The organism is Pleionea mediterranea, from assembly GCF_003148745.1.
In the GTDB taxonomy this organism is placed as follows: domain Bacteria; phylum Pseudomonadota; class Gammaproteobacteria; order Enterobacterales; family Kangiellaceae; genus Pleionea; species Pleionea mediterranea.
This window is the reverse complement of record NZ_QGGU01000002.1, coordinates 1-23,752: the sequence shown is the minus strand read 5'-3', so window position 1 is coordinate 23,752 and position 23,752 is coordinate 1. Positions and strand designations below refer to the sequence as shown.

22 protein-coding genes are annotated in these 23,752 nt (G+C 43.1%); 10 read left to right on the top strand and 12 right to left on the bottom strand.

Going from position 1 to position 23,752, the window contains the following annotated elements:
• Nucleotides 1-18 precede the first annotated feature (18 nt).
• The 5 genes from C8D97_RS02195 to C8D97_RS02175 form a co-directional block, all read right to left on the bottom strand.
• On the bottom strand, nucleotides 19-1,020 hold the full coding sequence (locus C8D97_RS02195) for a DMT family transporter (RefSeq protein ID WP_109761707.1): 1,002 nt from the start codon (nucleotides 1,018-1,020) through the stop codon (nucleotides 19-21).
• A gap of 312 nt (nucleotides 1,021-1,332) precedes the next feature.
• Nucleotides 1,333-2,124, bottom strand: a complete 792-nt coding sequence (locus C8D97_RS02190; protein ID WP_109761706.1) for an alpha/beta fold hydrolase — start codon at nucleotides 2,122-2,124, stop codon at nucleotides 1,333-1,335.
• Between the two features lie 39 nt (nucleotides 2,125-2,163).
• A complete protein-coding gene (locus C8D97_RS02185) occupies nucleotides 2,164-3,495 on the bottom strand; it encodes a diguanylate cyclase (protein ID WP_109761705.1) in 1,332 nt (443 codons plus the stop codon).
• A gap of 23 nt (nucleotides 3,496-3,518) precedes the next feature.
• Nucleotides 3,519-4,535 (bottom strand): ABC transporter substrate-binding protein, encoded by a 1,017-nt coding sequence (locus C8D97_RS02180; RefSeq protein WP_170115106.1) that lies wholly within the window; start codon nucleotides 4,533-4,535, stop codon nucleotides 3,519-3,521.
• Nucleotides 4,536-4,619: 84 nt separating this feature from the next.
• On the bottom strand, nucleotides 4,620-5,918 hold the full coding sequence (locus tag C8D97_RS02175; RefSeq protein WP_109761703.1) for an aminotransferase class V-fold PLP-dependent enzyme: 1,299 nt from the start codon (nucleotides 5,916-5,918) through the stop codon (nucleotides 4,620-4,622).
• Nucleotides 5,919-6,200: 282 nt separating this feature from the next.
• Here C8D97_RS02175 and C8D97_RS02170 point away from each other — a divergent pair, with 282 nt between their 5' ends.
• From C8D97_RS02170 to C8D97_RS02150, 5 genes are all read left to right on the top strand, one after another.
• Entirely contained in the window at nucleotides 6,201-6,941 is a 741-nt protein-coding gene (locus C8D97_RS02170; RefSeq protein ID WP_109761702.1) for a hypothetical protein, read from the top strand.
• Nucleotides 6,942-7,245: 304 nt separating this feature from the next.
• Nucleotides 7,246-7,719 (top strand): type II 3-dehydroquinate dehydratase, encoded by a 474-nt coding sequence (locus C8D97_RS02165; protein ID WP_109762199.1) that lies wholly within the window; start codon nucleotides 7,246-7,248, stop codon nucleotides 7,717-7,719.
• Between the two features lie 74 nt (nucleotides 7,720-7,793).
• Nucleotides 7,794-8,252, top strand: coding sequence for an acetyl-CoA carboxylase biotin carboxyl carrier protein (gene accB / locus C8D97_RS02160; protein WP_109761701.1), 459 nt, complete (start codon nucleotides 7,794-7,796; stop codon nucleotides 8,250-8,252).
• A 33-nt stretch (nucleotides 8,253-8,285) separates the two neighbouring features.
• Nucleotides 8,286-9,635, top strand: a complete 1,350-nt coding sequence (gene accC / locus C8D97_RS02155; protein WP_109761700.1) for an acetyl-CoA carboxylase biotin carboxylase subunit — start codon at nucleotides 8,286-8,288, stop codon at nucleotides 9,633-9,635.
• 193 nt (nucleotides 9,636-9,828) lie between these two features.
• Nucleotides 9,829-10,749, top strand: coding sequence for a phospholipase A (locus C8D97_RS02150; RefSeq protein WP_109761699.1), 921 nt, complete (start codon nucleotides 9,829-9,831; stop codon nucleotides 10,747-10,749).
• Between the two features lie 57 nt (nucleotides 10,750-10,806).
• Here the strand turns inward: C8D97_RS02150 and C8D97_RS02145 are convergent, their stop codons facing one another.
• Nucleotides 10,807-11,226 carry a DUF4878 domain-containing protein gene (locus tag C8D97_RS02145; protein ID WP_109761698.1) on the bottom strand — a complete coding sequence of 140 codons (420 nt, stop codon included), beginning with the start codon at nucleotides 11,224-11,226 and terminating at the stop codon, nucleotides 10,807-10,809.
• Nucleotides 11,227-11,421: 195 nt separating this feature from the next.
• Between C8D97_RS02145 and C8D97_RS02140 the strand changes: the two genes are divergently transcribed.
• Entirely contained in the window at nucleotides 11,422-11,958 is a 537-nt protein-coding gene (locus C8D97_RS02140) for a hypothetical protein (protein ID WP_109761697.1), read from the top strand.
• A 65-nt stretch (nucleotides 11,959-12,023) separates the two neighbouring features.
• On the opposite strand, the gene C8D97_RS02135 is transcribed toward C8D97_RS02140, so the two are convergent.
• Together C8D97_RS02135 and C8D97_RS02130 are read right to left on the bottom strand one after the other, a co-directional pair.
• Nucleotides 12,024-12,668, bottom strand: a complete 645-nt coding sequence (locus tag C8D97_RS02135; RefSeq protein ID WP_109761696.1) for a TIGR02444 family protein — start codon at nucleotides 12,666-12,668, stop codon at nucleotides 12,024-12,026.
• Between the two features lie 74 nt (nucleotides 12,669-12,742).
• A complete protein-coding gene (locus tag C8D97_RS02130; RefSeq protein WP_245411379.1) occupies nucleotides 12,743-14,077 on the bottom strand; it encodes an amidohydrolase in 1,335 nt (444 codons plus the stop codon).
• Nucleotides 14,078-14,312: 235 nt separating this feature from the next.
• On the opposite strand from C8D97_RS02130, the gene C8D97_RS02125 reads away from it, so the two are divergent.
• The 4 genes from C8D97_RS02125 to C8D97_RS02110 are packed head-to-tail and all read left to right on the top strand — an operon-like array spanning nucleotide 14,313 to nucleotide 19,789.
• Nucleotides 14,313-17,870: a hydantoinase B/oxoprolinase family protein gene (locus tag C8D97_RS02125; RefSeq protein ID WP_245411378.1), complete on the top strand. Its 3,558-nt coding sequence runs from the start codon at nucleotides 14,313-14,315 to the stop codon at nucleotides 17,868-17,870.
• Between the two features lie 32 nt (nucleotides 17,871-17,902).
• On the top strand, nucleotides 17,903-18,439 hold the full coding sequence (locus C8D97_RS02120; RefSeq protein WP_109761694.1) for a hypothetical protein: 537 nt from the start codon (nucleotides 17,903-17,905) through the stop codon (nucleotides 18,437-18,439).
• Between the two features lie 24 nt (nucleotides 18,440-18,463).
• Nucleotides 18,464-18,994 carry a GNAT family N-acetyltransferase gene (locus tag C8D97_RS02115; RefSeq protein WP_109761693.1) on the top strand — a complete coding sequence of 177 codons (531 nt, stop codon included), beginning with the start codon at nucleotides 18,464-18,466 and terminating at the stop codon, nucleotides 18,992-18,994.
• A 54-nt stretch (nucleotides 18,995-19,048) separates the two neighbouring features.
• Nucleotides 19,049-19,789, top strand: coding sequence for a glycerophosphodiester phosphodiesterase family protein (locus C8D97_RS02110; RefSeq protein ID WP_109761692.1), 741 nt, complete (start codon nucleotides 19,049-19,051; stop codon nucleotides 19,787-19,789).
• Nucleotides 19,790-19,818: 29 nt separating this feature from the next.
• On the opposite strand, the gene C8D97_RS02105 is transcribed toward C8D97_RS02110, so the two are convergent.
• The 4 genes from C8D97_RS02105 to C8D97_RS02090 all read right to left on the bottom strand — a co-directional run.
• Entirely contained in the window at nucleotides 19,819-20,643 is an 825-nt protein-coding gene (locus C8D97_RS02105; RefSeq protein ID WP_109761691.1) for a putative porin, read from the bottom strand.
• A gap of 216 nt (nucleotides 20,644-20,859) precedes the next feature.
• Nucleotides 20,860-22,446 carry an ABC-F family ATPase gene (locus C8D97_RS02100; protein WP_109761690.1) on the bottom strand — a complete coding sequence of 529 codons (1,587 nt, stop codon included), beginning with the start codon at nucleotides 22,444-22,446 and terminating at the stop codon, nucleotides 20,860-20,862.
• A 128-nt stretch (nucleotides 22,447-22,574) separates the two neighbouring features.
• The gene (locus tag C8D97_RS18250) at nucleotides 22,575-23,330 is read right to left on the bottom strand and encodes a hypothetical protein (protein ID WP_210204828.1); all 756 of its coding nucleotides are present in this window, start codon (nucleotides 23,328-23,330) and stop codon (nucleotides 22,575-22,577) included.
• Nucleotides 23,331-23,599: 269 nt separating this feature from the next.
• Nucleotides 23,600-23,752, bottom strand: a 153-nt coding sequence (locus C8D97_RS02090; protein ID WP_280951647.1) for a transposase, incomplete at its 5' end; no start/stop codon positions are given.

Here is a 23,752-nt window from a genome sequence, read left to right as displayed (position 1 = left end):
TTGCGGCGGGTGATGTGATTAATGCTCAACTAAACCAGGGAGAATAGTGGATTGTTTATCACGAACAGAAACGGGTTCTGCAGAAGTTTCTGAAAGAGGGGTCTCTATCATCTCCTGCTCTATAAATACTGTCTTTTGCTTCGGCTTACTCTGACTAACAATGACACCAGCCAACACAATTAAAGCGCCCAGGTATTGCAACATGGTCAATGTTTCATCCAACAACAGCCAACCAAAGAACAAACACGCTAGCGGCAACAAGTTTAACCAGGCACCTGCCTGACTGGCGGGCATTTTACCGAGCGAAAAGTTGTAACAGGTAAAGGCTATAATATTAACGCCCCAGGCTAAAAATAAAATCGCCATGGCACCATCCCAACTCACCGATGCAGGAATAGTATCGCCACTTAGCATCACCGCCGGCAAGAAGAACACACTGCCGACAAATGTTTGAATGCCGGTTAAAAATAGCGGCGAATACCGATGCATCAATCGACGCGCAATAATGCTGTAAGCAGCTGCAAAACCTATCGCAAAGAACTCCAGTAGATTACCCAGCAAAGGATTAGGCGCACTTTCAGAGGCTTCACCGGTTACCGACAATAAAATAGCGCCAGCGACGGCAACCAGACATCCGGCAATCAGTCGTTTCGATACTGATTCTTTCAACAAGTAATACGCAGCGACGGCAACCATCAAAGGTTGTAATGACGTAATCATGCCCGCTTCAGAAGCCGTTGTGTAGGTAAGCGCCAAGCCCTCAAACACAAAGTAAAGACAAGGCTCACACAGCGCTAACGCCAAAAACCATTTCCAGTCACCCTTGTGATAGGTTTCTTTTCGAAATACCGGAATAAAAAAGAACAGTACGGCACTGGCTAATATCATGCGCAAGAAAACCGTTAACATAGGGCCAAACTCGGCGACGGCAATTTTCATATACACAAAAGAGCTTGCCCAAACTAAAATGGCAACTATCAACGCTGGCAACGCCATTCGCTGTGCAGTATTAGCGGTCATAGATATCACCCTCCTGTCTCTTTTGTTACGTCCACTGACGCGATAAGTAATTCAATTTCAGAGCGGTGATGATATCGATATGTGATGGATGATTAAAACGAAACTTTCTAGGGTTTATCATTAGTTAAACTAATGCGAATCTATGTAGACTTGTTTATAACAATGTCGAAAAGGCCAGGTTTAATAAGCACTGCAGAGATGTACAAAAAATCGAGAGCAGAGACAACCAATAAAGTAGGTAATAATTTTTTAATCTATAACCATGCTTTACATTGCTGAAGTTAAGCGCCCTCCAGATAAGGATTCAATATACTAAGCTATTGAATCGTCGGATATTTTCTCAATAAAGTGTTTCAGTTGTGTCGCCACCCAGTCGGGATCATCCTGCGTTAAATCATGACCGCCCCAGGAATGCACATAACTGGGGGCATTTAGATAAGCCGCCATAACTTCACTGCAACTGGGCGATACCATTCGATCACCCTTGGCATACATAATGGCGGCCTGCGGAGAATGTGTTTTATTTTCTTTTAAGTTATTTGCCAAGTTGACTAGATTGTCAGGCAAACTAAACCCAAGTGCGGCATAGGCCTGTCGGCATTGATTTAAAGGACTGACAGGATGTCGTTTCTGAACGTCGACCCAAAAGTCGATGGTTGACCAGTCGATAGGCCGAGTATTGCAGGTCAACTGGTAGACCGCGGTTTCCTTCATACGTTTTGACAATCGAAAAAAGATTCCCGGGTATCGAAATACTTTATAAACAAATAGCCGTTTTAAGAAGAAACTTAAATTACTGCTGCTGTTTATGGTAATGGCATGAGTGAATTTGTCTGGGTATTTTGACGCCCAGGTTAACGCCAGCATTCCGCCCAAAGACAGGCCCATCACAATGGCTGGTTCGTTAGAATCACTTAGCTGATGTTCAAGAAAAGGCAGGTAGTCATCTAAAACCAGAGGGCTTTTTTCCCGATGCAGAATGCCAGTGCCAGGTAAATCGGGTGTCTCAATATGAACACCGGGGAAAGTAAGTTTGAGAGATTTTAACAGCGGTGCCCAATGGAGCTGATCACGACCCAGCCCTCTAATTAATATAATACGCATTTTAGTACAAAATTATCCGTTAACAATCCGGTAACCGGATTAGTCATTATTATTGTCGTTTATCTGACTGGCATTTTCTGGCTTTACCAAAGATAGCGATGGTGTTTGATAAAATTCTATTCGGTTACGACCGTTTTTCTTTGCCAACAATAGCGCTTTATCAGCGTCATTAATCATATCACCAAAATCTTTGTGAGATGAATGTAATACTACCACGCCAATACTCACTGTTAGTCGTATGCTCGTTCCATCACAGCTCATGGGATTTTCATTCACCACCTTTTGGATGCGACAAGCGGACTCATAAGCACCTTTTTCATCATTATGAGGCAGTATTAATACAAACTCTTCACCACCAAATCGTGCAAAAAAATCAACTTTTCGAACTTCTTTTTCAATCGTACGACATAGGTGAATCAACACCTTATCGCCCACCATATGACCGTATTGATCATTAATATGTTTAAAGTGATCCGCATCAATCATTAACATGGCAAAGGGCTGATGATGTCGGTGCGCTCTAGAAAACTCCATTTCACCACGCTCGAATAATGCCCGCCTGTTCGGCACCGATGTTAGCGAATCCGTATTAGCCACCCTTGTTAATTCTCGGGTACGCTCATCAACAATCTTTTGCAACACATCCCGTGTGATTGTATTCTCTTTTAATCGCTCACTCATACGATTAAACTTCATTAAAATATCATACACTTCATCATTACTGTCTGTAGTTGTTAAATCGATTGATTCAAAATGTCCCTGTTCGATTTTATTAAGCCCTTTCATCAATAACTGTGTCGCATGCTGAATCCAACGAAAAAAACGGTGCGATATAAAAATTAGCAATATTAAGCCGATTGACAACATGGTCATAACATACATTGTTTGATTAAATAAAATATTACTTAAGCTTTGCCGCGCCAATAAAGCCAGCTCCTGACTGTCTTCCTGAATAACCATAACCTGAGCACGCAACCGTTCTTCCAGATGACGAATAATGGATTGATTGGCAAGACCTGAGTTTAATGCGTTTAATCGTTCAAACAGAACCACAGCACTGGTATTGTTTCTAACAATACTGTTGAGTAGTGTTTTTTGCTCCGGAGATAACCCAGGTGGATCAGCAAGAATTTTTCTTAATTTAAACTGCAGCTTTTCCCAGTTTTCAATGGCCGCTGAGTTTTTATGAGCTTCCAGTTCATGCAACTGTTGCTGTAGCTCGAGTGTTATTTGGCTCACATTATTCGAAAACTTTTCTTTATCGAGCGCTTGATTAATTTGTCGCCAAGAATAAAGCAATGTCATGGCAACCAATACCATCAAACCAAACGATAATATTGAGAAGAGATAAAATCGCTTATTAACTTTCATTTATTGACGTCCCTATCACTGCGCTAGTTATCCACTTGAAGACTGGCAGATATAGCAGAAGGCTTGACTGAAGTTAAAGCGCCCGGATCCAATAGCTTTTTGAAATTTGGGCGCTGTTGGTTTTTTGATAACTTGTTTTCGATGATCCAGTCAGCCTGATTGTTCAATGTTACCAGTAACGACTGATTGAGCGACAACTTAAAAATATAATCATTCCAAACCCAACGAATAAAATCGGGCTCTAATTTTAATCGTTCCATTAAAATCGACTGTGCCTTTTCTGGTTTTTCCGATATAAAATTAATAGCTCTATTTAAACCCGCCATAACACATTCTGTTAATAGCTCGCGGTTCAGTACAAACTCCTGCTTTGCAATTAAATTAAAGGTTAAGGTGTAAAGGTTTTTTGTTGGTAATAACTTGGCACTGCCTTTTAATGATTTAATAATTTCATAACCATAAGGCTCCCAAGAAACAACAGCATCTGCATCTTTTTCTGATAAAATTTGCTGCATTTTATCAGGCGACTCATTTATTACTTTTAAATTTTCCAGCTTCACCCCTTCGAGAGCTAAAAAGGTCGTTAAAAAATATTCACTGGCTGAGCCTTTTACTACAGCAACTCGCTTATTGATCAGATCATCCGAGGAATAAATTCCACTGCTTTCCAAAGCAATGATTTTTACATCGTTATCCGACTGAACAAAGGTAGCCAGATTGACAAAGTCATTCCGTGTAAAAGCATTAAAGGCAATGACGGAGTCGGATACGGTTCCAAAGTCCGCTTCGCCATTCATCACCTGTTGAAAACTATTTACCCCGCCGATAACTTCGTTCAGGGTAATGTGGTTACAACTTGAAGGGAACAAGTCCAGCTCGTCGGCAATGTATACCGGCGCAGACAATGGAGTTCTGGAAACAGCTATGGTCAATGAAGGAGTATCTTCCTTTTTACCGTAAAACTGGCTTCCCAGCCAAAATATCAGTACAAAAAGCGCAGCGACAGCAGCGCCTGCCAACAAATAGTTAAATCTATACACCGACAACATCCTCTACAACACTTCAAAAAGTATAGATTATTATTTTTCCTTTCGCTCAACTATAATCCATAAGCTACGGTGTCATTATGCAAGCTGCGCTATCTCAGATAATGCCTTTTCAATTTCCAGTTCATTATTAATTAAACTGGGTGCAAACCGGGCATAAGTTTTGCGATACGGTGTGTTACTCATAATTATGCCCTTTTTATGCATGTGTTTAACGACATTTTCTGGGTGCATACCCTTAACATCAAAACAGACCATGCCGGATGACAAGTTTGGATCCATCGGCGTTTTTAGCGTCACATGACTCATTTTGGCCAGTCCCTGTTTTGTTTGTGTGTTTAACTGATGAATCCGCGACTCAACATTCGCCTTACCCAACTGTAAATGTAATGCAAACGCCTCCGGTAACGCCCAGCGATATTCAAAAGAATGAAAGCCACCGGGAGACATGTGCTCACCAATAGGTACCTGATCTTGCGTTGAATTACCAAGCCAGACATCGTACGAACGACTAAAGCTTGGAATGATGGCATTGCAATTATTCCAACCTTTGTCCGATCCCCAAATCACTCCGGTGCCTCTTGGTCCAAATATCCATTTATGTGTCCCGGCGATAAAAAAATCACAGCCCAGTGTCGACACATCAACATCTTCAATGCCAAATCCATGCACGCCATCAACACAAAAAATGATGTGATCCGCCGTGTCCCTTGTGGCATTAATATCGGCAATCACTTTTGACATCATTTTAATAGGAATTTTTACACCCGTGCTGGAATGCACCCAGGTTACGGCAACCACTTTGGTTTTTGGCGTAATGCCTTTTTTCAGGCGCGATAGTATCTGTTCCGTCGATGCCAGTGCCGGGTCATCGTATAACGCAATTCGCCGCACTTTCGCACCGGTGCGTTTTGCCCGTAGCTCGAGCGACAAATCGGTAGAATAATGATCGTGCTCTGTCTGAAGCACTTCATCCTCAGGCCGAAGTGCTAACCCACTGTAAATTAACCCCAATCCCATTGTGGTGCTGTCCGTCAATGCAATCTGGTGCGCCTTGCCACCCATATAATTGGCGGCAGCCTGGGTTATTTTGCCATCAATGGTTAAAAAGTTTTCGTGCCAATAATCGGCTGGATTATTGTCAAACGCCTGACGATGTCGATCAATAGCTTCGCTCACGGGCCTGGGGTGCGAGGCCAAAAGAAAAGTTGCCAAATGGATATACTGATAGGTTAAAGGAAATAATTTTCGTAATCCGCCCCAGTCGGCAGGTTTAACGCTGTGACTTGCTGAGGTTAAACTCAGTGCACTGGCCGGTGTAACCGCCGCTGCTCCCAGCGCTGCTCCAGCACTGTGAATAAATGCACGTCGTTGCATAGAAACTCCCTCCTGTATAAATCGACTGTTCTGCTCAATAGCTGAAGCAAAATGTAACCAGCTCCTGACCATTTATTATTAAACATCAACTCTCTTAGTTAACGTCAGCAGTTAACGCCAAACCAATGTAAAGCACTTGGCTATATTTTGTCCAGCAACAAACACTTAACCTGCAGTAAATACAATATCGCATGACAAAATAAGCACTCAATGAGCACTTACATTCACATGACTATTCGCTTATATTGCGCCTGAGCAAGCCTATTGTTAAAGGAAAAAACCATGAATAAATTAATCATCGTCATTAGTGTATTGCTGATGAGCATCACCCAGCTGCAGGCAGAGCCCACCAAGGTAAAAGTTACCGTGTTGGCGAAAGACGCAAAGTTTATTGGTAGCAGTATGGATGGCGCACAAATCACCATTTTAAACAGTGATACCGCCGAAGTACTGGCACAGGGGTTAACCGAAGGCGCCACCGGTGATACAAAAACCATTATGCAAACGCCTCACTCACGACATCAGGTGTTAAGCAGCGACAATTCTGCCAGCTACCAGACCACTTTAAATATTACCAAACCGATCAAAATTAAAGTTACCGCTCGGGGTCCCATGAACCTTGACGACAATAGTTCGACGGTTTCTGCCGAATACTGGCTTATTCCGGGGAAGCATCTGGATAAAAATGATGCCATAAAATTGGAAATGCCCGGATTTTTCATCAAAAGTAGCCTAACTCATGATAAAAACAGCTCTATGATAGCGGTAACCAGTGAAATCAGAATGATGTGTGGCTGCCCTATCGAGCCCGATGGCCTTTGGGACGCCAATCGCTACGAAATTGTCGCCTATTTATTAAAAAATGGTGAGGAAGTTGCGAGAAAAACCATGGATTTCGTTAAAACCAGTGAGTTTTCGGTTGAGTTTAAATTATCGGATAAGGGTAACTACCAGATAGTTACTTTTGCCTACGATCCACACAACAGTAACACGGGTGTCGATACTCTTTCTTTCACCCATTAAGTCAAAACTGCCGGGTGCAGCGCATTTGGCAGTTTCGAAACGACACTACAATGGTGACAAGTGGTTATTATTTAGCCTAGAAAAGCTGTTTACTCACTGTAAAGCTTATTCTCTATTGCTCATCCGACCACATATCGCGATAAAATGCGGCTATTTGTCGCAAAATACCAAAATAAATGCGATTTCTTAAGAATTACCCTAGACTTCATCCCATCCCTTGTGCAAAATTACCATCAAGCTCAAATTGAGCGGTTTTATCGATTATCGGCGCATTTTGGCGTATTTAGTTCAACAGAATAAAGCTATGATTAAATTTTTACTGCTCAATGGACCCAACCTCAATCTGCTTGGCAGCCGTGAGCCAGAAAAATACGGTCATAGTACGTTGAGCAGCATTGAACAGGCGACCGAGCAGTGCTTAAAAAGCTACCAGATAGCGTTGGATTGCTTTCAGAGCAATGCCGAACATTCGTTAATTGATAAGATCCATGCCGCTAAAAATAACGATATTGCTTATATCTTATTTAATCCGGCTGCTTACACCCATACAAGTGTTGCTTTACGTGATGCGTTACTGGCGGTTGCCATCCCCTTTAGCGAAATTCACTTAACGGATCCTAAATTACGTGAACCGTTTCGCCATCACTCGTATTTTTCGGACATTGCTCACTCGGTAATATCCGGACAAGGCGCAAAAGGCTACGAAATAGCCGCAAAACAGGCAGCCGAATATATATTGTCGAAGCAAGCATTGTCGAAACAAACATTATCGAAATAAATGGATCGCAGCAGTCGGGCGATTAAGAAACATTAAACCCTTTACTTAAATACTCGAATAAAAAGGTCATCATTATGGACATTCGTAAAGTTAAAAAGCTCATCGAATTACTTGAAGAATCTGGTGTTTCAGAAATTGAAATAAAAGAAGGCGAAGAAAGCGTTCGCATCTCGCGCGGCAGCTCTGTTGTTCCAGCAGCGCCTGCACCGGTTGCCGCACCTATGGCATCAACCCCTACTCCGCCTCCAGCAGCTGAAGCGGCAACTCAGGCGACTCCAGCGAGCGAGCAGGTTCCTTCTGGTGAGCAAGTTAAATCGCCAATGGTGGGTACGTTTTATCGAGCACCTTCTCCAGGCGCCAAACCATTTGTTGAAGTTGGCGACAAAGTCAGCAAAGGCGACACGCTTTGCATCGTAGAAGCCATGAAAATGATGAACCACATCGAATCGGAAGTCTCTGGCACCATCAAAGCGATTTTGATCGAAGATGCCGAACCAGTGGAATATGATGAAGTTTTATTCATTGTCGAATAATTTAGCGCTCAACCAAACGAATTAGGTGGACTCATGTTAGAAAAAGTCCTGATTGCCAATCGCGGTGAAATTGCGCTAAGAATATTGCGCGCTTGCCGTGAACTGGGTATCAAAACTGTGGCCGTGCATTCCACAGCAGACGAAAATTTAATGCACGTAAAACTTGCTGATGAATCGGTATGTATTGGCCCTCCTTCGCCAACGGATAGTTATTTAAACATTCCCGCAATTATTGCTGCCGCCGAAGTGACCGATGCAGTTGCTATTCATCCCGGTTACGGTTTTTTAGCAGAAAATGCTGACTTTGCCGAGCAAGTGGAAAAGTCAGGCTTTACCTTTATTGGACCTAAAGCCGAAACCATTCGATTAATGGGTGACAAAGTATCGGCCATCAACGCCATGAAAAAAGCAGGTGTACCTTGCGTACCCGGTTCTGGCGGCCCATTAGGCGAAGATGAACAAGAAAACAAAGCCATGGCAAAGCGCATTGCTTATCCGGTAATCATAAAAGCATCCGGTGGCGGTGGTGGTCGTGGTATGCGCGTTGTGCGCAGCGAAAACGAGCTGATTTCTTCCATCGCGTTAACCAAAAATGAAGCGCGATCAGCGTTTAACAACGATATGGTTTACATGGAAAAATTCCTTGAGAACCCTCGCCATATTGAAATTCAGGTGCTGGCAGATAACCATGGAAACGCTATTTATCTGGGTGAACGTGACTGCTCAATGCAACGTCGCCACCAAAAAGTAGTGGAAGAAGCTCCGGCACCAGGGATCACTGAAGAAATGCGTCGTCATATCGGTGAGCGCTGTGTTCAGGCCTGTAAAGAAATTGGTTATCGCGGTGCTGGCACCTTTGAATTCTTATACGAAAAAGGTGAGTTTTTCTTTATTGAAATGAACACCCGGGTTCAGGTGGAACATCCGGTTACCGAGCTGATTTCCGGTGTCGATATCATCAAAGAACAGCTTCGCGTTGCCGAAGGTCAGCCGCTGTCGTTCAAACAAGATGACATCAAACTGAAAGGTCACTCCATCGAATGCCGAATTAACGCCGAAGATCCCGAATCGTTTATACCCTCACCCGGTACAATTGCGACCTATCATGCACCTGGTGGTCCTGGTGTGCGTTGGGATTCACATATTTACGCCGGTTACAGAGTACCGCCAAATTACGATTCCATGATTGGTAAGCTCATAACCTATGGTGAAACCCGTGAGGTCGCCACCGCTCGTATGCAAATGGCACTAGAAGAAGTGGTTATCAGTGGCATTAAAACCAACATTGCATTGCAAAAACGCATTATGGCGGATGAAAACTTCCATAAAGGCGGCACCAATATCCACTATCTTGAAAAGAAGCTGGAAATTGAAAAAGAGTAACCGAATACTCCGCTAGCAACGATAAAAGGCAGGCACTTATAATGCTTGCCTTTTTTTATTCAATCTTATATTTTCACCACAAACTTCGACAGTCGTCATAATTGGCGAGCACAATGGCTTTAATTGATAGTTGGCTCAAACTTTAACTAAAAAATTTTAGCACCCTACATTGCCTTTCTCTAAGGATGTTTCCATGAAAACAATAATAGGCCTGATAGGCGCTCTCTGTATCAGTAGTTCTCTGTTGGCCGCAGAAGACGCCGAAAAAAATCAACTGACCGAGCAGGATTTAAATGATGGCTCAGCCGGTCTGATTAAACACAGAATGGGTGAAGAACTTAAAGCTTATAACAACACCTTCTCGCTGATCCCCCACAAGATTAATTACATACTGCCTTTAACCTATCAAAATGATCCTAATGAAGCACCGTTTAGCCAAAGTAACCGCAACTTGATGAACACCGAAGTAAAATTTCAGGTTAGCTTTAAAGTGCCGGTAACCAAAGAAACCTTGTTTGAAGACAATGGCTATCTGTTTTTTGGTTACACATCGAAATCCGTCTGGCAGGCTTACAATACAGATGAGTCGAGTCCGTTTCGAGACACCAATCATGAACCGGAAATCATGCTGATGTTTACAACCGACACCGAATGGCTAGGAGCAAAAGTACCCTTGGTTACCTTTGGATTTTCTCATCAAAGCAATGGTCAGCAAGATGGCCTATCACGCAGCTGGAACCGGTTATACATGGATGTGTTAATGGAATACGAAAAATTTTATATCAGCTTTAAACCCTGGTACCGCATTCCTGAGCGAGCTAAACGCGACGTGTTTGATGCCAAAGGCGATGACAATCCAGATATTGATGATTATTTTGGATATTTTGAACTGAGAGCCTTTCGTAAAATAAACGATAATGAGCTTTCGATTATGTTACGCAACAACCTTCGATCCGATAACCGGGGCGCCATTGAAATGAACTACAGTTACCCGTTTAACAAAAAAGTTCGCGGCTATGTGCAATTATTTCATGGTTATGGTGAAACATTACTGGATTACAACCACAAAAACACCCGACTGGGTATCGGCTTTATGCTGAACAACTGGTTGTAAAAAATACCAATCAACTAAAGCAATACGCAAACTAAACCCGTATTGCTTTAGAATTGATTACCAACGTGACCAGGTCGATGGATTGATATACCAGAGGTCATCTTTTTTATGCAATCCAATCGCAAGAATGCGTCGTTCGCCGTTATTAAACTCAACCTTTATACGAATTCTGGCACGTCCTTTATTCACATAACGATCGGTAACTGAAATCAGGGCAATATCACCACGCTTTTTTCGTGTATTACTCTTTGCAGTAGAATCCTTACTGATGAATAAACGATAATCTTCGTTATCATCGTAATCACTCTCTTCCACCACCATTTTAAATCGCGGTAAATTGGCAAAATACACCGACTCCACATATTCGAGAGCAACCGCTTCAGGATCACTTTGATCCATGCCGCAAGCGGATAACAGTAACAGCCCGATATAGAACAGGCCATGTTTGCAGTATTTCAAAATCTTGTTAGTCATCATAACCTTTAGTTTAGAGGATACTACTTAAAAAATCTCAAAAATAGTATATTGGTTTACCACTGGTAACACTTTACGGTTTGAAATGGCTTTTGGATCCATTAAGCTATCTTTGCCATTAAATTAGTGCGCTGGGGAAAATAACCCCAGCTTAAGACTCGGCTCGTTTACACAGTACGTTTAAATTGGAATTCTATCATGTATCGCTTATTGATTACTGTCCTGCTACTCACAGGTTCGCTATATGCCACTAGTCAGGACACCAACAGCAATCAGGAAAAGCTCATCTACATTATGCCGTTGCATAAGGGGTGGGAGCTGGTAGAGCAATGTACCCGAAGTGTCTATTACCCGGACAGCTTCTGGCGTGTCACCGAAGGTCAGGTGAGTGCCATCGAAAAACGGCTGATAAAAAAAATTCAGCAATTACGAGAACAAAACGCTCCATTTGTGCCTGAGGATCTGTCCAACTATAAGCGACAGTACATAGGCTTTGAAATGGATGGCCAATCCTACTATTACGGTAATTTTTTCCCTAAAACGGCCTCGCTGGAATTTGACCCATCTCAAAAAGGCGTAGTGACCTGTCGCTCAGATAAACGCTACTGGAGCATGCTGTTTAATATTGACAGCTTTAAATTTGAAACCATTGAACGCAACGACAAAATGGTGAAACCTAAAGGTGCCATGGATCCCCGCTTTTACGATGAGGAGCCACCTGAACCAGAAAAATAATGGTTAACCGATCACTGTCTTTGACTGTTTACTTTTAATACCCATGAATCAAATTAAACCTTTCGCTAATTTGACTGATGAAAAAACTGCAACAAGCTCTGACTCATCTGTTGCAATATGCGCCTTGTTTCAAGTGAAATTAAATTAACCTTTGCAGTTTTATTATCAGAATCACCTTCCGTGGCTTTATCATTAACAAAAAGCTGACTGGCGTATTGTTCCAGATTTTCAGTGGCAATAAATTCCAACTCAATATCAGAGATATTGCTCACAGGCTTGGATGATTGAGGCTCTACTTGTTTATCTAATAACTGCCGTTCAATAAACTGAAAAATCGCCTGCTGCATTTCTTTTTCCAACAACAGCTCAGAATTTAACAGCGCATCACGGATCGGATGAGAATGCTTACTTTCTTTTGCTGCGTCTGTGACGAGTAGTTGCTCGATAAACGCACGGCGAAACTTTCGAAACTTATCCACCTGCTGACCGTAACCTTTTACAGCCTCAAGCAGTTCAACCAGCATCGATGGAAATAACAGTTTTTTCTCTGTTAGAGAATACCACAGCAAAAACAGCAGAATATTAACGTTCATAGCATGATCGTCTTGCAGCTTGAGGCAAAGTGTTTTTACCTCAGGCTGTTGATAAAACGCCAAACTGAATTGCCAAAAGCTGGCAAAGTCAGATCCTGCTGGCTGTTGTTGCGTCATTCCTACCTCTAAGTGTCAGGCGATTACTTTTTTAACAGATACTTTTTTAACAGTTGCTTTTATACGCGTCTCATTCAGTTTGGATTTGCCATATAGTCCAGCGTTAATTGCGTCATCACTTCAACACCCAGTTTCATACCGGATTCATCAATAAAAAATTCCGGGGTATGATGAGCCGGCGCTTCACTAATCGGTAAATCTTTGCTTTTTCCACCGATAAAAAAGTAAACCCCGGGTATTTTTTGCTGGAAAAAAGAAAAGTCTTCCGCACCGGTTATTGCGTCCATACGATTGACATTATTATCTCCAGCCACTTTTTGCATCACCGGCAATGCCCAATCCATTAACTCAGGATCATTATAAGTAATGGGGTAATGCGTGGTATAAGGCAGCTCCAGCTTTGCTGTTGCTCCCATAACCGCTGCAGAATGTTTCACCACATTGCGCATTTTTTCATGCAACTGCAGACGCATATCCGGATCAAGTGTTCGAATCGTTCCGACCATCTCAACGGATTCGGGAATAATGTTGGAACGAACCCCACCATGAATGCTGCCAACGCTGATCACCGCTGCATTTTTGGTTAGTGGCAATTGTCGTGACACTATGGTTTGCAAATCGTTAATAATTTGCGCCGAGGCCACAACAGGATCAATACCGTCCCACGGAGTAGAGCCGTGTACCTGTTTGCCACTGACCGTTATTTTAAAGTTATCAACCGCAGCCATAATGCCACCATGCCGATAACCAATGGTGCCCACATCCATTTTTGATGATATGTGCAACCCAAAAATCACATCGACTTCAGGATCGGTTAGCACGCCCTGTTTAACCATTAATTCGGCACCACCTTCTTCCCCTTTGGGCGCGCCTTCTTCGGCTGGCTGAAAAATAAACTTAACGGTACCGGCAAGCTCATCGCGCTGCTCTGCCAGTAGTTCTGCAACCCCCATCAGCATGGCAACATGGGTATCATGACCACAGGCGTGCATCACCCCTACTTTTTGCCCGTTGTATTCGCTGGTGGCTTTTGAAGCAAAGGGTAAATCCACACGCTCGGTAACCGGTAACGCATCCATATCGGCTCGCAGAGCAACCACCGGGCCCGGCTTTGCCCCTTTTAACAGACCCACCACGCCAGTATGGGCGACTTTGGTGGTAACCTCTATCCCCAGCTTTTTAAGATGCGCGGTTATAAATTTGGCGGTGGCAAATTCACGATTGGATAACTCAGGGTGTTGATGCAAATGCCGACGCCACTCAATCACTTGCTGCTCCAGATCGGCACTTATATTCACGTCCTGAAGGTTAACTTCTGAAGCCCTTATTTCCGACATCATTACTGCTTGAATCATAGCGCTTGTGAGTAACACAAGTGTGCTGTTAATCATCCAGTTTTTTATATTCATTTTTTTGATCCTAGTGTTGATAATTGTGATGCTCAGCGAGTTTAACCAGCCATCACATTCTTCTGAACCTATTATTATAGCGACATTAACATACCATCGAATGATGCTAACGGGGAATCTTTCCGCGGCATCTTAAACAATAGCATGTCAACAAATCGAACCAGGATACCGTAGCAATTCAAACCGGCTTTCGATATCGTATTAACTGAATCTTGAATCAAATAAGGAGTGGATAGTGGGCGTTTGGAAATTCTGGGTTGATCGCGGCGGTACCTTTACCGATATTTTGACCATTACTCCGGATCAGACCATCGTCTCTAAAAAGCTCCTGTCGGAAGATCCCGACCACTATCAGGATGCCGTGGTAGAAGGTGTTAAACGCATTACCCGGCAGGCACCTGAAGCCGTTGTTGAACAAATCAAGATGGGCACAACCGTTGCGACCAACGCTTTGCTGGAACGACGCGGCGAAGACACTCTGTTTATTACCACCGAGGGCTTTGCCGATCTCCTGACCATCCGTAGCCAGCATCGTCAGCATTTATTTAAGCAATCCATCGAAAAACCTGAGCCGGTGTATCATCAGGTTATTACGGTTAGCGAACGCCTTAACGCCGATGGTGAAGTGATACGGCCGCTCGATATTCAGGCCGCCAAATCAAGCCTACAACAAAGCTACGATAACGGCCTTCGATCGGTCGCCATCGCTCTGATGCACGCCTGCATCAATCCAGAACACGAACAGATGCTTGGAAAAATCGCTCGCGACATTGGGTATCAGCATATATCCCTGTCACACCAGATAAGCCCTTTTCCTAAACTTCTGGAACGCGCAGAAACCACCGTGGCCGATGCCTATCTGTCGCCCGTGCTCAACCGATATCTGTCGCAATTGCAAAACCAGCTCGGCGATACTCCAATGCTGTTTATGCAAAGCAACGGTGACCTCACCGAAGCCGCCGAGTTCAGCGGTAAAGACGCCGTACTATCAGGACCCGCTGGCGGAATTGTCGCCATGGCACGAACTGCAGCCAAGGCAGGCTTCGATAAGGTCATCGGATTCGATATGGGCGGCACCTCCACCGATGTGTCGCTATTTACCGGTGAATTTGATCTGTCTCAAAATAATGAAATAGCGGGCATTCACTTACGTGTGCCCATGCTTTCGGTTCACACCGTCGCTGCCGGCGGTGGTTCAAAACTGTGGTTTGACGGTCAGCGCTTTCGTGTCGGTCCCGAATCAGCGGGCGCCTACCCGGGGCCTGTCAGTTACGGCAAACAGGGGCATCTGGCGGTTACCGATATCAACGTGCTCTGCGGTAAAATTCAACCGGAATATTTTCCAAACGTTTTTGGCAACGATGGTCAGCAACCTATCGATGTTAACGCGTGCCAAACAACATTTGAGCAACTGGCCGAATCGGTCAATCAACAAACCGGTTTATCACACACACCACACAGCCTGGCCTCGGATTTTTTAAACATTGCCGTAAACAGTATGGCCAATGCGATAAAAACCATTTCCACTCAAAAGGGCATTGAGCTCGATGAGTTCACATTAAATGCCTTTGGTGGTGCTGGCGGTCAACACGCCTGTCTGGTGGCCGAAGAACTGGGCGTAAACCGGGTCTTTGTGCACGCGCATTCCAGTTTATTATCCGCCTATGGTATGGGCTGCAGTTACATAGGCAAGGAAGACGATGTATTTTATGGCAAACCGCTGGAACAGTCGTTATTAAGCCAAATCCAGCAGCAGGCGAACACACATCTGGCGGATCAAAAAGCGTTTTTCAGCTCAGCCAAACCTGAAGAATTAACCAGCTCGATCACTCTGTATTTGCATTATGAAAATTCGGAACAAACTCTCAGCGTCGCGCTTGATGAGTTAGACAAGGTTAAGTCAGCGTTTGAATCTCAGCACGAACAACAGTTTGGATTTATTAATCAAGAGACACCCATTCTGGTAAAGCAGGCGGTATTTAAAACCACTCAGGAACAACCCCTGTTTGAAGAGCCCTTTAATGAGCCAGTACAAAAGCCCTCAAAAAAACATGCCGTCTGGTTTGGCGATCGCTGGTTAGAGACAGAATTTATTCCCATCGAATCGATAGCTTTAAACAAAGCGATAAATGGCCCAGCCGTTATTTATGACAGCAACACAACCTTGGTAGTTGAGCCTGGCTGGCAAGCTGAAAAAATAAAGGGTAATCATTTTGTGCTGACCAAATTACAGCAGCGTCAACCAAAGCTAAAAAATGACACCCAACTAACACCCACACGTTTGGAAATATTCAACAATCTCTACATGCACATTGCCGAGCAAATGGGTGCCGTTTTGCAGCAGACAGCACACTCGGTCAACATAAAAGAACGGCTTGATTTTTCGTGCGCGCTGTTTAATCAACAGGGTGATTTAATTGCCAACGCACCTCATATGCCGGTGCATCTTGGTTCAATGAGTGACAGCGTACGCCATATTATTAACAGCAATAAACATATCAACGCTGGCGACTGTTTTATGATGAACTCGCCCTATCATGGCGGCACACACCTACCGGATATTACGGTGATTTCACCTGTGTTTGTAGACGATAAGATTCACTATTGGGTCGCGTCTCGCGGTCACCACGCCGACATTGGTGGCACCACACCCGGCTCGATGCCAGCGTCCAGCAATCATATTGAGCAAGAAGGCGTTATCATCGAAAACTTTAAGCTTATTGATCAACATCAATTGCAACGGGACGCGTTAAAAAAATTATTAACCGGATCTGAACATCCGGTGCGAAATTTTCACCAGACGCTGGCGGATCTGCAGGCGCAAATTGCCGCTAATCAACGCGGTATTCAGGAATTGTTACGGGCTGTTGAACAATACGGTAATCAAACCGTTAAACACTATATGGAGTACGTGCAAGATAATGCCGAACAAGCCATTATCAATGCGATTGAGCAACTTGCTCCGGGTAAGTTTAGCTATCCGATGGACAATGGCGCGACCATAAACGTCAGCATTGAAAAAACTGAACAGCAACAATTGTTATTTGACTTTACAGGTACCAGCGAACAACAAAATAATAATTTTAATGCGCCGCTTTCTGTGACACGCGCGGCAGTATTATACGTTTTACGTTCGCTGGTGACCGACGATATTCCTTTAAACGAAGGCTGTTTGCGTCCTGTTTTACTCAAGGTCCCGCAAGGTACTTTGCTTAATCCAAAGTTTCCGGCAGCGGTTGTCGCGGGTAATGTTGAAACTTCGCAGGCGGTAACCGATGCCATTTTTGGTGCGCTACAATGGCAAGCCGCCGCTCAGGGTTCCATGAATAATCTGACTTTTGGTGATCAACAATTTCAATATTATGAAACCATTTGCGGTGGCTCTGGTGCTGGCAAAGATTACCCAGGTACTGACGCCATTCAAACGCATATGACGAATTCGCGCATTACCGATCCGGAAATAATTGAACAACGTTTTCCTGTTATTCTGGAGCAGTTTTCTGTACGCAATAACAGCGGCGGCCGAGGACAATTTTTTGGTGGCAATGGCGTGATACGACGGTTTCGGTTTACTCAGCCCATGACCGTTTCTATTTTATCCAACAATAGAAAAAACCAACCCTTTGGCATGCACGGCGGCGAACCAGGTAAAGCTGGCATCAATCGACATATCAAACTGGATGGTAGTCGTCAGCAGTTAGCCGCCTGCTGCGAACTTAATGTTAAAAAAGACGAACAAATAGAAATTGAAACGCCCGGTGGCGGCGGATACGGTCTATACTCTGAACACTAAACACCTAATATAAAAACAAATACGGATTTCGAATGATGCAACCTTTATTGAGTCAGTTATTTAAGCAAGCTTCTCTGTTAAAACAATTATCAGCGGTCTGTGTACTGCTGCTATTAAGTGCCTGTGGTTCAAAAACACCTCAGGTTTCAACCGGTCCTTTATACCAAGATAACTTATCCTTGTTTACTTATGGTGCTCACGATAAAGCATTGGAAAAAAAATTAAGAGTGATACACGGCCGTCAACTGGCTGAATCTCTGGCAGCCAAAAATTTGTTCAACAACACCGAGTATCAGGGCGACAGTCGGGATATTGCTGGACACGACACCCGGCTACGCATTACTTTTGTTTATGCGCAGCAAGAGACAACGAGTTGGCCCCTGGAAATAAAAGCACATTATCTTCTGGAGCAAAACAATAAAACTTTGTTCAATCAGGTTTATCAGGTTAAAGCAACGCCTTATAGCGCTAACAGTCATTGCCAAGGTTGCAACTCAGAACAAACCGCACTTGCCATGTTAAACAATAAAGTTCTGCCTGAACTGGTTAAAGCCCTACAAACCCATTAACTTTGATACGCGTACACACGAATCATGCCGAATAATCGCGACTACACTATCAGAACGGCCAGGCCCGATGAGTTTAAACGAATTGGTCACTTAATGATTCAGGTTTATTCTCAGCTAAAAGGTTTTCCTAATAAATCAGAGCAACCCGATTATTACAAAATGCTCGCCAATATAGGCGACCAGACAAAACACCCGGCGGTAGAAATACTAGTGGCCATTTCACCCGACAATAAGCTCGACGGCTCTGTTGTTTATTTTGATGATATGGCGCTCTACGGATCAGGCGGCAGTGCAACGGAAGAAAAAAACTCGGCAGGTTTTCGACTGCTTGCGGTAGAACCTCGTGCGCGTGGTAAAGGGGTTGCAAAACTTTTGACGTTAAAATGCATCGAAAAAGCGCAACAACAAGGGCGTGATCAAGTGATTATTCATACCACCAATGCCATGAAAATCGCCTGGAGCATGTACGAAAAAATGGGCTTTGTTCGCTCTGAAGATCTCGATTTTCAACAGGGCAATTTGCCTGTGTTTGGTTTTCGTTTGCCATTAAACTAAATTTATTTGTGTTTCGCTTGCTGGCTCAAAACTTTTTAAGACTCAATTAAACTTATGGCCTTAAGTCTGCACTTTACTGATTTTCCGCCAATAATTACCCATCGTGGACTTTCTGCAGTGGCACCAGAAAACACCATGGCGGCGTTTAATGCGGCCCATCAAAATGGATTTCGATGGATCGAAACCGATGTTCGTTTAAGCGCTGATCGTATTCCGATGATTTTTCATGACGCGACGCTTGATCGCACCACGGATCATCACGGTGACTTTTGTAACTACCCTTATTCCGTGCTCAGTAAAATGAACGCTGGCAGTTGGTTCTCCTCAAACTTTGCCAATGAATACATTCCATCGCTTAATCAGTTATTGGATTTCGCCCTACAAAAAAGCATGGGCATCAATATTGAAATAAAACCCAATCTTGATGAAGACAGCTTAACCGTTGATTGCATCAGCCAGCTAATTGCTGAGCGAGCAAGCAACCCGGATATTCTATTTTCCAGCTTTTCTGTGGAAAGCTTACAACACTGCCAGGCATTACTGCCCCGTATCCCTCGCGCACTGGTGGTCAATGAAATTGATAGCCACTCACCACTTGAAATTGTTCAGCTCACAGAATCGCTTGGTTGTACTTCGCTGCATATCCATCACTCACTCATTTACTCTGAGCTGATCCAGCAGTGTTATTATTCGCCGTTTGATTTAATGTGCTACACGGTTAATGATTTGGACACGGCAAAAAAATGCTGGCAAGCAGGCTGCGCCAGCATTTTTTCCGATAATGGTTTGTTATAGTGGTTTTCTAGGAGATTTACATAAAACCATTAAAACTGAGCTTGAGCCGATAAGCTTAACGTATCAACATCTTCTTCCTGCCCAGGGCCAACATCAATTGAAGTTGTACGATAACGAATACCTACCGAAAAGCTATCATTAAAGAAATGCTGGCCTCCAATTTGGACTGACTCTTCATCATCGATATTAAGCAATATTGAAGAGTAGGGAGAAAAATAATAGTTGGCACCCACCCCCCAATACCCACTTGAGTCAATGTTATCATCATATTTTGAATAATTTAACGATAAAGAAACATAGTTATCATTTTCAAGTTGAGAAAAATATTTACTCGATATTTGTTTGTAATCCAGATCATCAGATAATGCCATTGAAACTCCAATATAGTCACTTGCATTGATTTGATGATTATAAGAAGACATTAATATTGTTTGGTCGAAGTCATTGTCAAAGCCACTGGAAGAAACTTCTACTTTAAAGTTATCCGAAAATAAATAACCGAATCGAACGGTGTTATAATCAGAACCAGAACTAAAGCTTTGTTTTGTTGCGCCAAGTATGAAATTAGATGCTATCCAGTCACCGGAAAGTGCATATATGTTCTCACTATCATCTAAATTACGAGAAAATCCACCGAAAACATTTGAAACTGTATTGATATACTCAAATTCACTTAATGGACCCAGAGCCTTCTTAGTATCAAAAAAATGCTGTGCGCTAAAACCAATTAAATCAGCACTTTCATTATCAAAATCAATAGTATCGTAGTTTGTATTTAAAAATGTCTGATATTCATTGGCAGATAGTGCTCCAGAAATTGAAATTAGCATGGTTACACTTAATTTTTTAATCATAATGATCCCTTTTAAAGTAATTAAATATTTTGAACGACTATTTCGCTCGACTAGTCAGTCATTGAATATTACTATTTATTACATATAATATTTATTACAAAATATTTCATTGCTTTACTTGTTGCATCGACTAGTAAACCTTTAAGAGTATCGCCGAGATTAATTAGCCACGGTTAACTTTATACAACCTTTTACTTTCTGCTTATTGCGACTGTATTACTCATCAATACCCAGGCTTTTTAAATATTCTTCGTAACTGCCTTTAAACTCAACCAATCCTTCTGGGCGCATATCTATAATTCGAGTCGCCAGAGATGATACAAACTCTCTATCGTGGCTGACGAAAAATAAAGTGCCGGGATAGTTCTCCAAAGCCAGGTTTAACGCTTCAATTGATTCCATATCCAGGTGATTGGTTGGTTCATCCATTAACAGAACATTGGGATTGATCAAACTTAACTTACCAAACAACATTCGACCCTTTTCACCACCGGATAAAACTTTAACGTTTTTCTTAACATCATCATTAGAAAACAGCATTCTGCCCAAGGCGCCACGAACCAATTGGTCATCACCCGTTGTCCATTGTTTCATCCAGTCAAACACTGTCGCATCCTGTTCAAAATCACTGGCATGATCTTGTGCCACATAACCGATTGCCGCTTGCTCCGCCCATTTGATACTGCCTTTATCGGCGGGCACTTCACCCAACAGACAGCGCAGCAGTGTTGTTTTACCCGCACCATTTGGACCAATGATGGCAACCCGTTCACCGGCTTCAACTTGTAGATCAAGATCGTTAAATAAATTCTCGTCGAACGACTTTGATAATCCTTCAACGGTCACTGCCTGACGATGCAGCTTTTTATCTTGCTCGAATTTAATATAAGGACTAATACGACTCGATGGCTTTACATCTTCCAGTTGAATTTTATCAATTCGACGCGCTCGGGATGTGGCTTGTTTCGCTTTTGAAGCATTTGCCGAAAAGCGACTGACAAAACTTTGCAGTTCCGCTATTTGCGCTTTCTTTTTGGCATTTTCATTCAGCATTTTTTCACGGGCTTGAGTTGCCGCTGTCATATACTCATCGTAATTACCGGGAAATAATCGCAGCTCACCGTAATCCAGATCCGCCATATGAGTACATACGGTATTTAAAAAATGTCGATCGTGCGAAATAATGATGATTGTGGAATTACGTTGAACCAAAATTTGTTCAAGCCAGCGAATGGTATTGATATCAAGGTTATTGGTGGGCTCATCGAGCAATAAAACATCGGGATCTGAAAACAGCGCCTGCGCCAATAGCACTCGCAATTTCCAGCCAGGGGCGATATTGGTCATTGGGCCAAAATGCTGCTCCGTTGGGATCTCTAATCCAAGCAATAATTCGCCGGCTCTGGCTTCTGCAGTGTAACCATCCATTTCGGCAAACTTTACTTCAAGTTCGGCCACTTCCATGCCTTCCTGTTCACTCATTTCAGGCAAAGCATAAATGCGATCTCGCTCTGACTTTATCTGCCAAAGTTCCTGATTGCCCATTAATACAGTGTCCATTACGCTGTAGTCTTCAAACGCAAATTGGTCCTGCCTCAATTTACCAAGTCTTGTTTGCGAGTCGAGCATCACCTGGCCAGTGGAAGGCTCCAAATCACCCCCCAGTATTTTCATAAAGGTTGATTTACCACAACCATTAGCGCCAATCAGACCGTAACGATTGCCGTTATTAAATTTTACAGAGACATTTTCAAACAGAGGTTTAGCGCCAAATTGCATGGCTAAATTTGCGGTAGAAATCACGAGTACAACACCAGAGAGTCGAAATGGGTGCGCAGTGTAACGGAAAATGAAAAGCGACGAAATGACAAATTTCAACCAGCCCTAGCATCCGCTCGAGCTGGTGGCAAAGGTTTAAAAATTTAGCAGGATTAATTAACCGGTTTTACCGTGGACTCGGTGGAATAACGCCAACGCTCAAGACTCGATATGCGATCAAGCAGCTCTTGTCGCTCATTAGTTAACTTATTGATTTTCTGTGTTAATTCATTCACGCGACTGCTCGACACTTGGGTTTTAACAAGCGATGAGAGTTCCGAGCTCAGTATTGTGAGCTGTTTTTTCTGTAGTTCCAGTTGCTCTTTTACAATATCAACCTGAGTGCTAAAAACTTCAACATTGGAGCCAACTGCGGTTAATTCGTCGGATACCATCGCCATTTTCTTCGTCAACTGACTCGACTGCTCGGATACTTTATCGTCCAGTGCTTTTATTTCAGACTGGTTTCGTCGCCAGGCGGAAGCCCACAACTTATCCATTTGCGTCCATAACTCATCGGTTTTTTTCGCAAGCTCTGTCACTTTAACCTGCAAAGCCACCGCCGACTGATCCATCTCTTCACCTGTGGCCGAAAGCCGCTGCTCCAGTTCTGCAATTCGCTCGTTAGAAGCCAAAAGAGCCGCTTGTTGCGCCTGATTTAAGTTATAAAGCCAATAACAGGCTGCTCCAGAGGCAATAGCCAGTATGAGTGCAATGCTTAACAATACTCGGGACATAGCCCCAGCTGGCGCTGGCTCGCTATGACTTTGCTTTTTTGCAGAAGAAGCTTTCCGCTGCGGTCGAGAACCAAAGTCATCTCGCTCCGGCACAATCTCGGGTAATGGATTATCTTTATCGTCTTGGCTCATAATAGTGATATTTTTAAAGTTAAATGAATACAGACTCTAGGTGATGTAAATAATAACACCGCTTAGCCTAATCAGACTATATTAGCCGATGATAATTCAATTTTTGTAACATTTGAGCTTGCATAACTTAGTCTTTTTATTACGACCGTATAATCGATAAATGCTTAAACAATCGTTACAAAGGACACTTTATATTTAAGCTGCAACACAGCAATGTGTTTCATCGTCATTAAAAAATAGTGTTACTTAACCTCAGATCTGCATAAGATTTAAAGCCGAGTTACATTGATGCTCGGCTTTTGTTGCTTAAATGTATAAGCAATCAACCCGGCGATTAAGTGCACCATAAACGATATACAGCTACGATGCCTGGTGTGCTCAATTTGAGCTATATTTTTTAACTGGTCAAAGACGGTTTCAAT

What these genes read in the sequence shown, in the direction of transcription:
- accB (WP_109761701.1), top strand. Translation starts at nt 7,794, where the DNA reads ATGGACATTCGTAAAGTTAAAAAGCTCATCGAATTACTTGAAGAATCT.
- C8D97_RS02195 (WP_109761707.1), bottom strand. Translation starts at nt 1,020, where the DNA reads ATGACCGCTAATACTGCACAGCGAATGGCGTTGCCAGCGTTGATAGTT.
- C8D97_RS02115 (WP_109761693.1), top strand. Translation starts at nt 18,464, where the DNA reads ATGCCGAATAATCGCGACTACACTATCAGAACGGCCAGGCCCGATGAG.
- C8D97_RS02150 (WP_109761699.1), top strand. Translation starts at nt 9,829, where the DNA reads ATGAAAACAATAATAGGCCTGATAGGCGCTCTCTGTATCAGTAGTTCT.
- C8D97_RS02110 (WP_109761692.1), top strand. Translation starts at nt 19,049, where the DNA reads ATGGCCTTAAGTCTGCACTTTACTGATTTTCCGCCAATAATTACCCAT.
- accC (WP_109761700.1), top strand. Translation starts at nt 8,286, where the DNA reads ATGTTAGAAAAAGTCCTGATTGCCAATCGCGGTGAAATTGCGCTAAGA.
- C8D97_RS02135 (WP_109761696.1), bottom strand. Translation starts at nt 12,668, where the DNA reads ATGACGCAACAACAGCCAGCAGGATCTGACTTTGCCAGCTTTTGGCAA.
- C8D97_RS02175 (WP_109761703.1), bottom strand. Translation starts at nt 5,918, where the DNA reads ATGCAACGACGTGCATTTATTCACAGTGCTGGAGCAGCGCTGGGAGCA.
- C8D97_RS02165 (WP_109762199.1), top strand. Translation starts at nt 7,246, where the DNA reads ATGATTAAATTTTTACTGCTCAATGGACCCAACCTCAATCTGCTTGGC.
- C8D97_RS02105 (WP_109761691.1), bottom strand. Translation starts at nt 20,643, where the DNA reads ATGATTAAAAAATTAAGTGTAACCATGCTAATTTCAATTTCTGGAGCA.
- C8D97_RS02130 (WP_245411379.1), bottom strand. Translation starts at nt 14,077, where the DNA reads ATGAATATAAAAAACTGGATGATTAACAGCACACTTGTGTTACTCACA.
- C8D97_RS02185 (WP_109761705.1), bottom strand. Translation starts at nt 3,495, where the DNA reads ATGAAAGTTAATAAGCGATTTTATCTCTTCTCAATATTATCGTTTGGT.
- C8D97_RS02120 (WP_109761694.1), top strand. Translation starts at nt 17,903, where the DNA reads ATGATGCAACCTTTATTGAGTCAGTTATTTAAGCAAGCTTCTCTGTTA.
- C8D97_RS02170 (WP_109761702.1), top strand. Translation starts at nt 6,201, where the DNA reads ATGAATAAATTAATCATCGTCATTAGTGTATTGCTGATGAGCATCACC.
- C8D97_RS18250 (WP_210204828.1), bottom strand. Translation starts at nt 23,330, where the DNA reads ATGAGCCAAGACGATAAAGATAATCCATTACCCGAGATTGTGCCGGAG.
- C8D97_RS02190 (WP_109761706.1), bottom strand. Translation starts at nt 2,124, where the DNA reads ATGCGTATTATATTAATTAGAGGGCTGGGTCGTGATCAGCTCCATTGG.
- C8D97_RS02140 (WP_109761697.1), top strand. Translation starts at nt 11,422, where the DNA reads ATGTATCGCTTATTGATTACTGTCCTGCTACTCACAGGTTCGCTATAT.
- C8D97_RS02145 (WP_109761698.1), bottom strand. Translation starts at nt 11,226, where the DNA reads ATGATGACTAACAAGATTTTGAAATACTGCAAACATGGCCTGTTCTAT.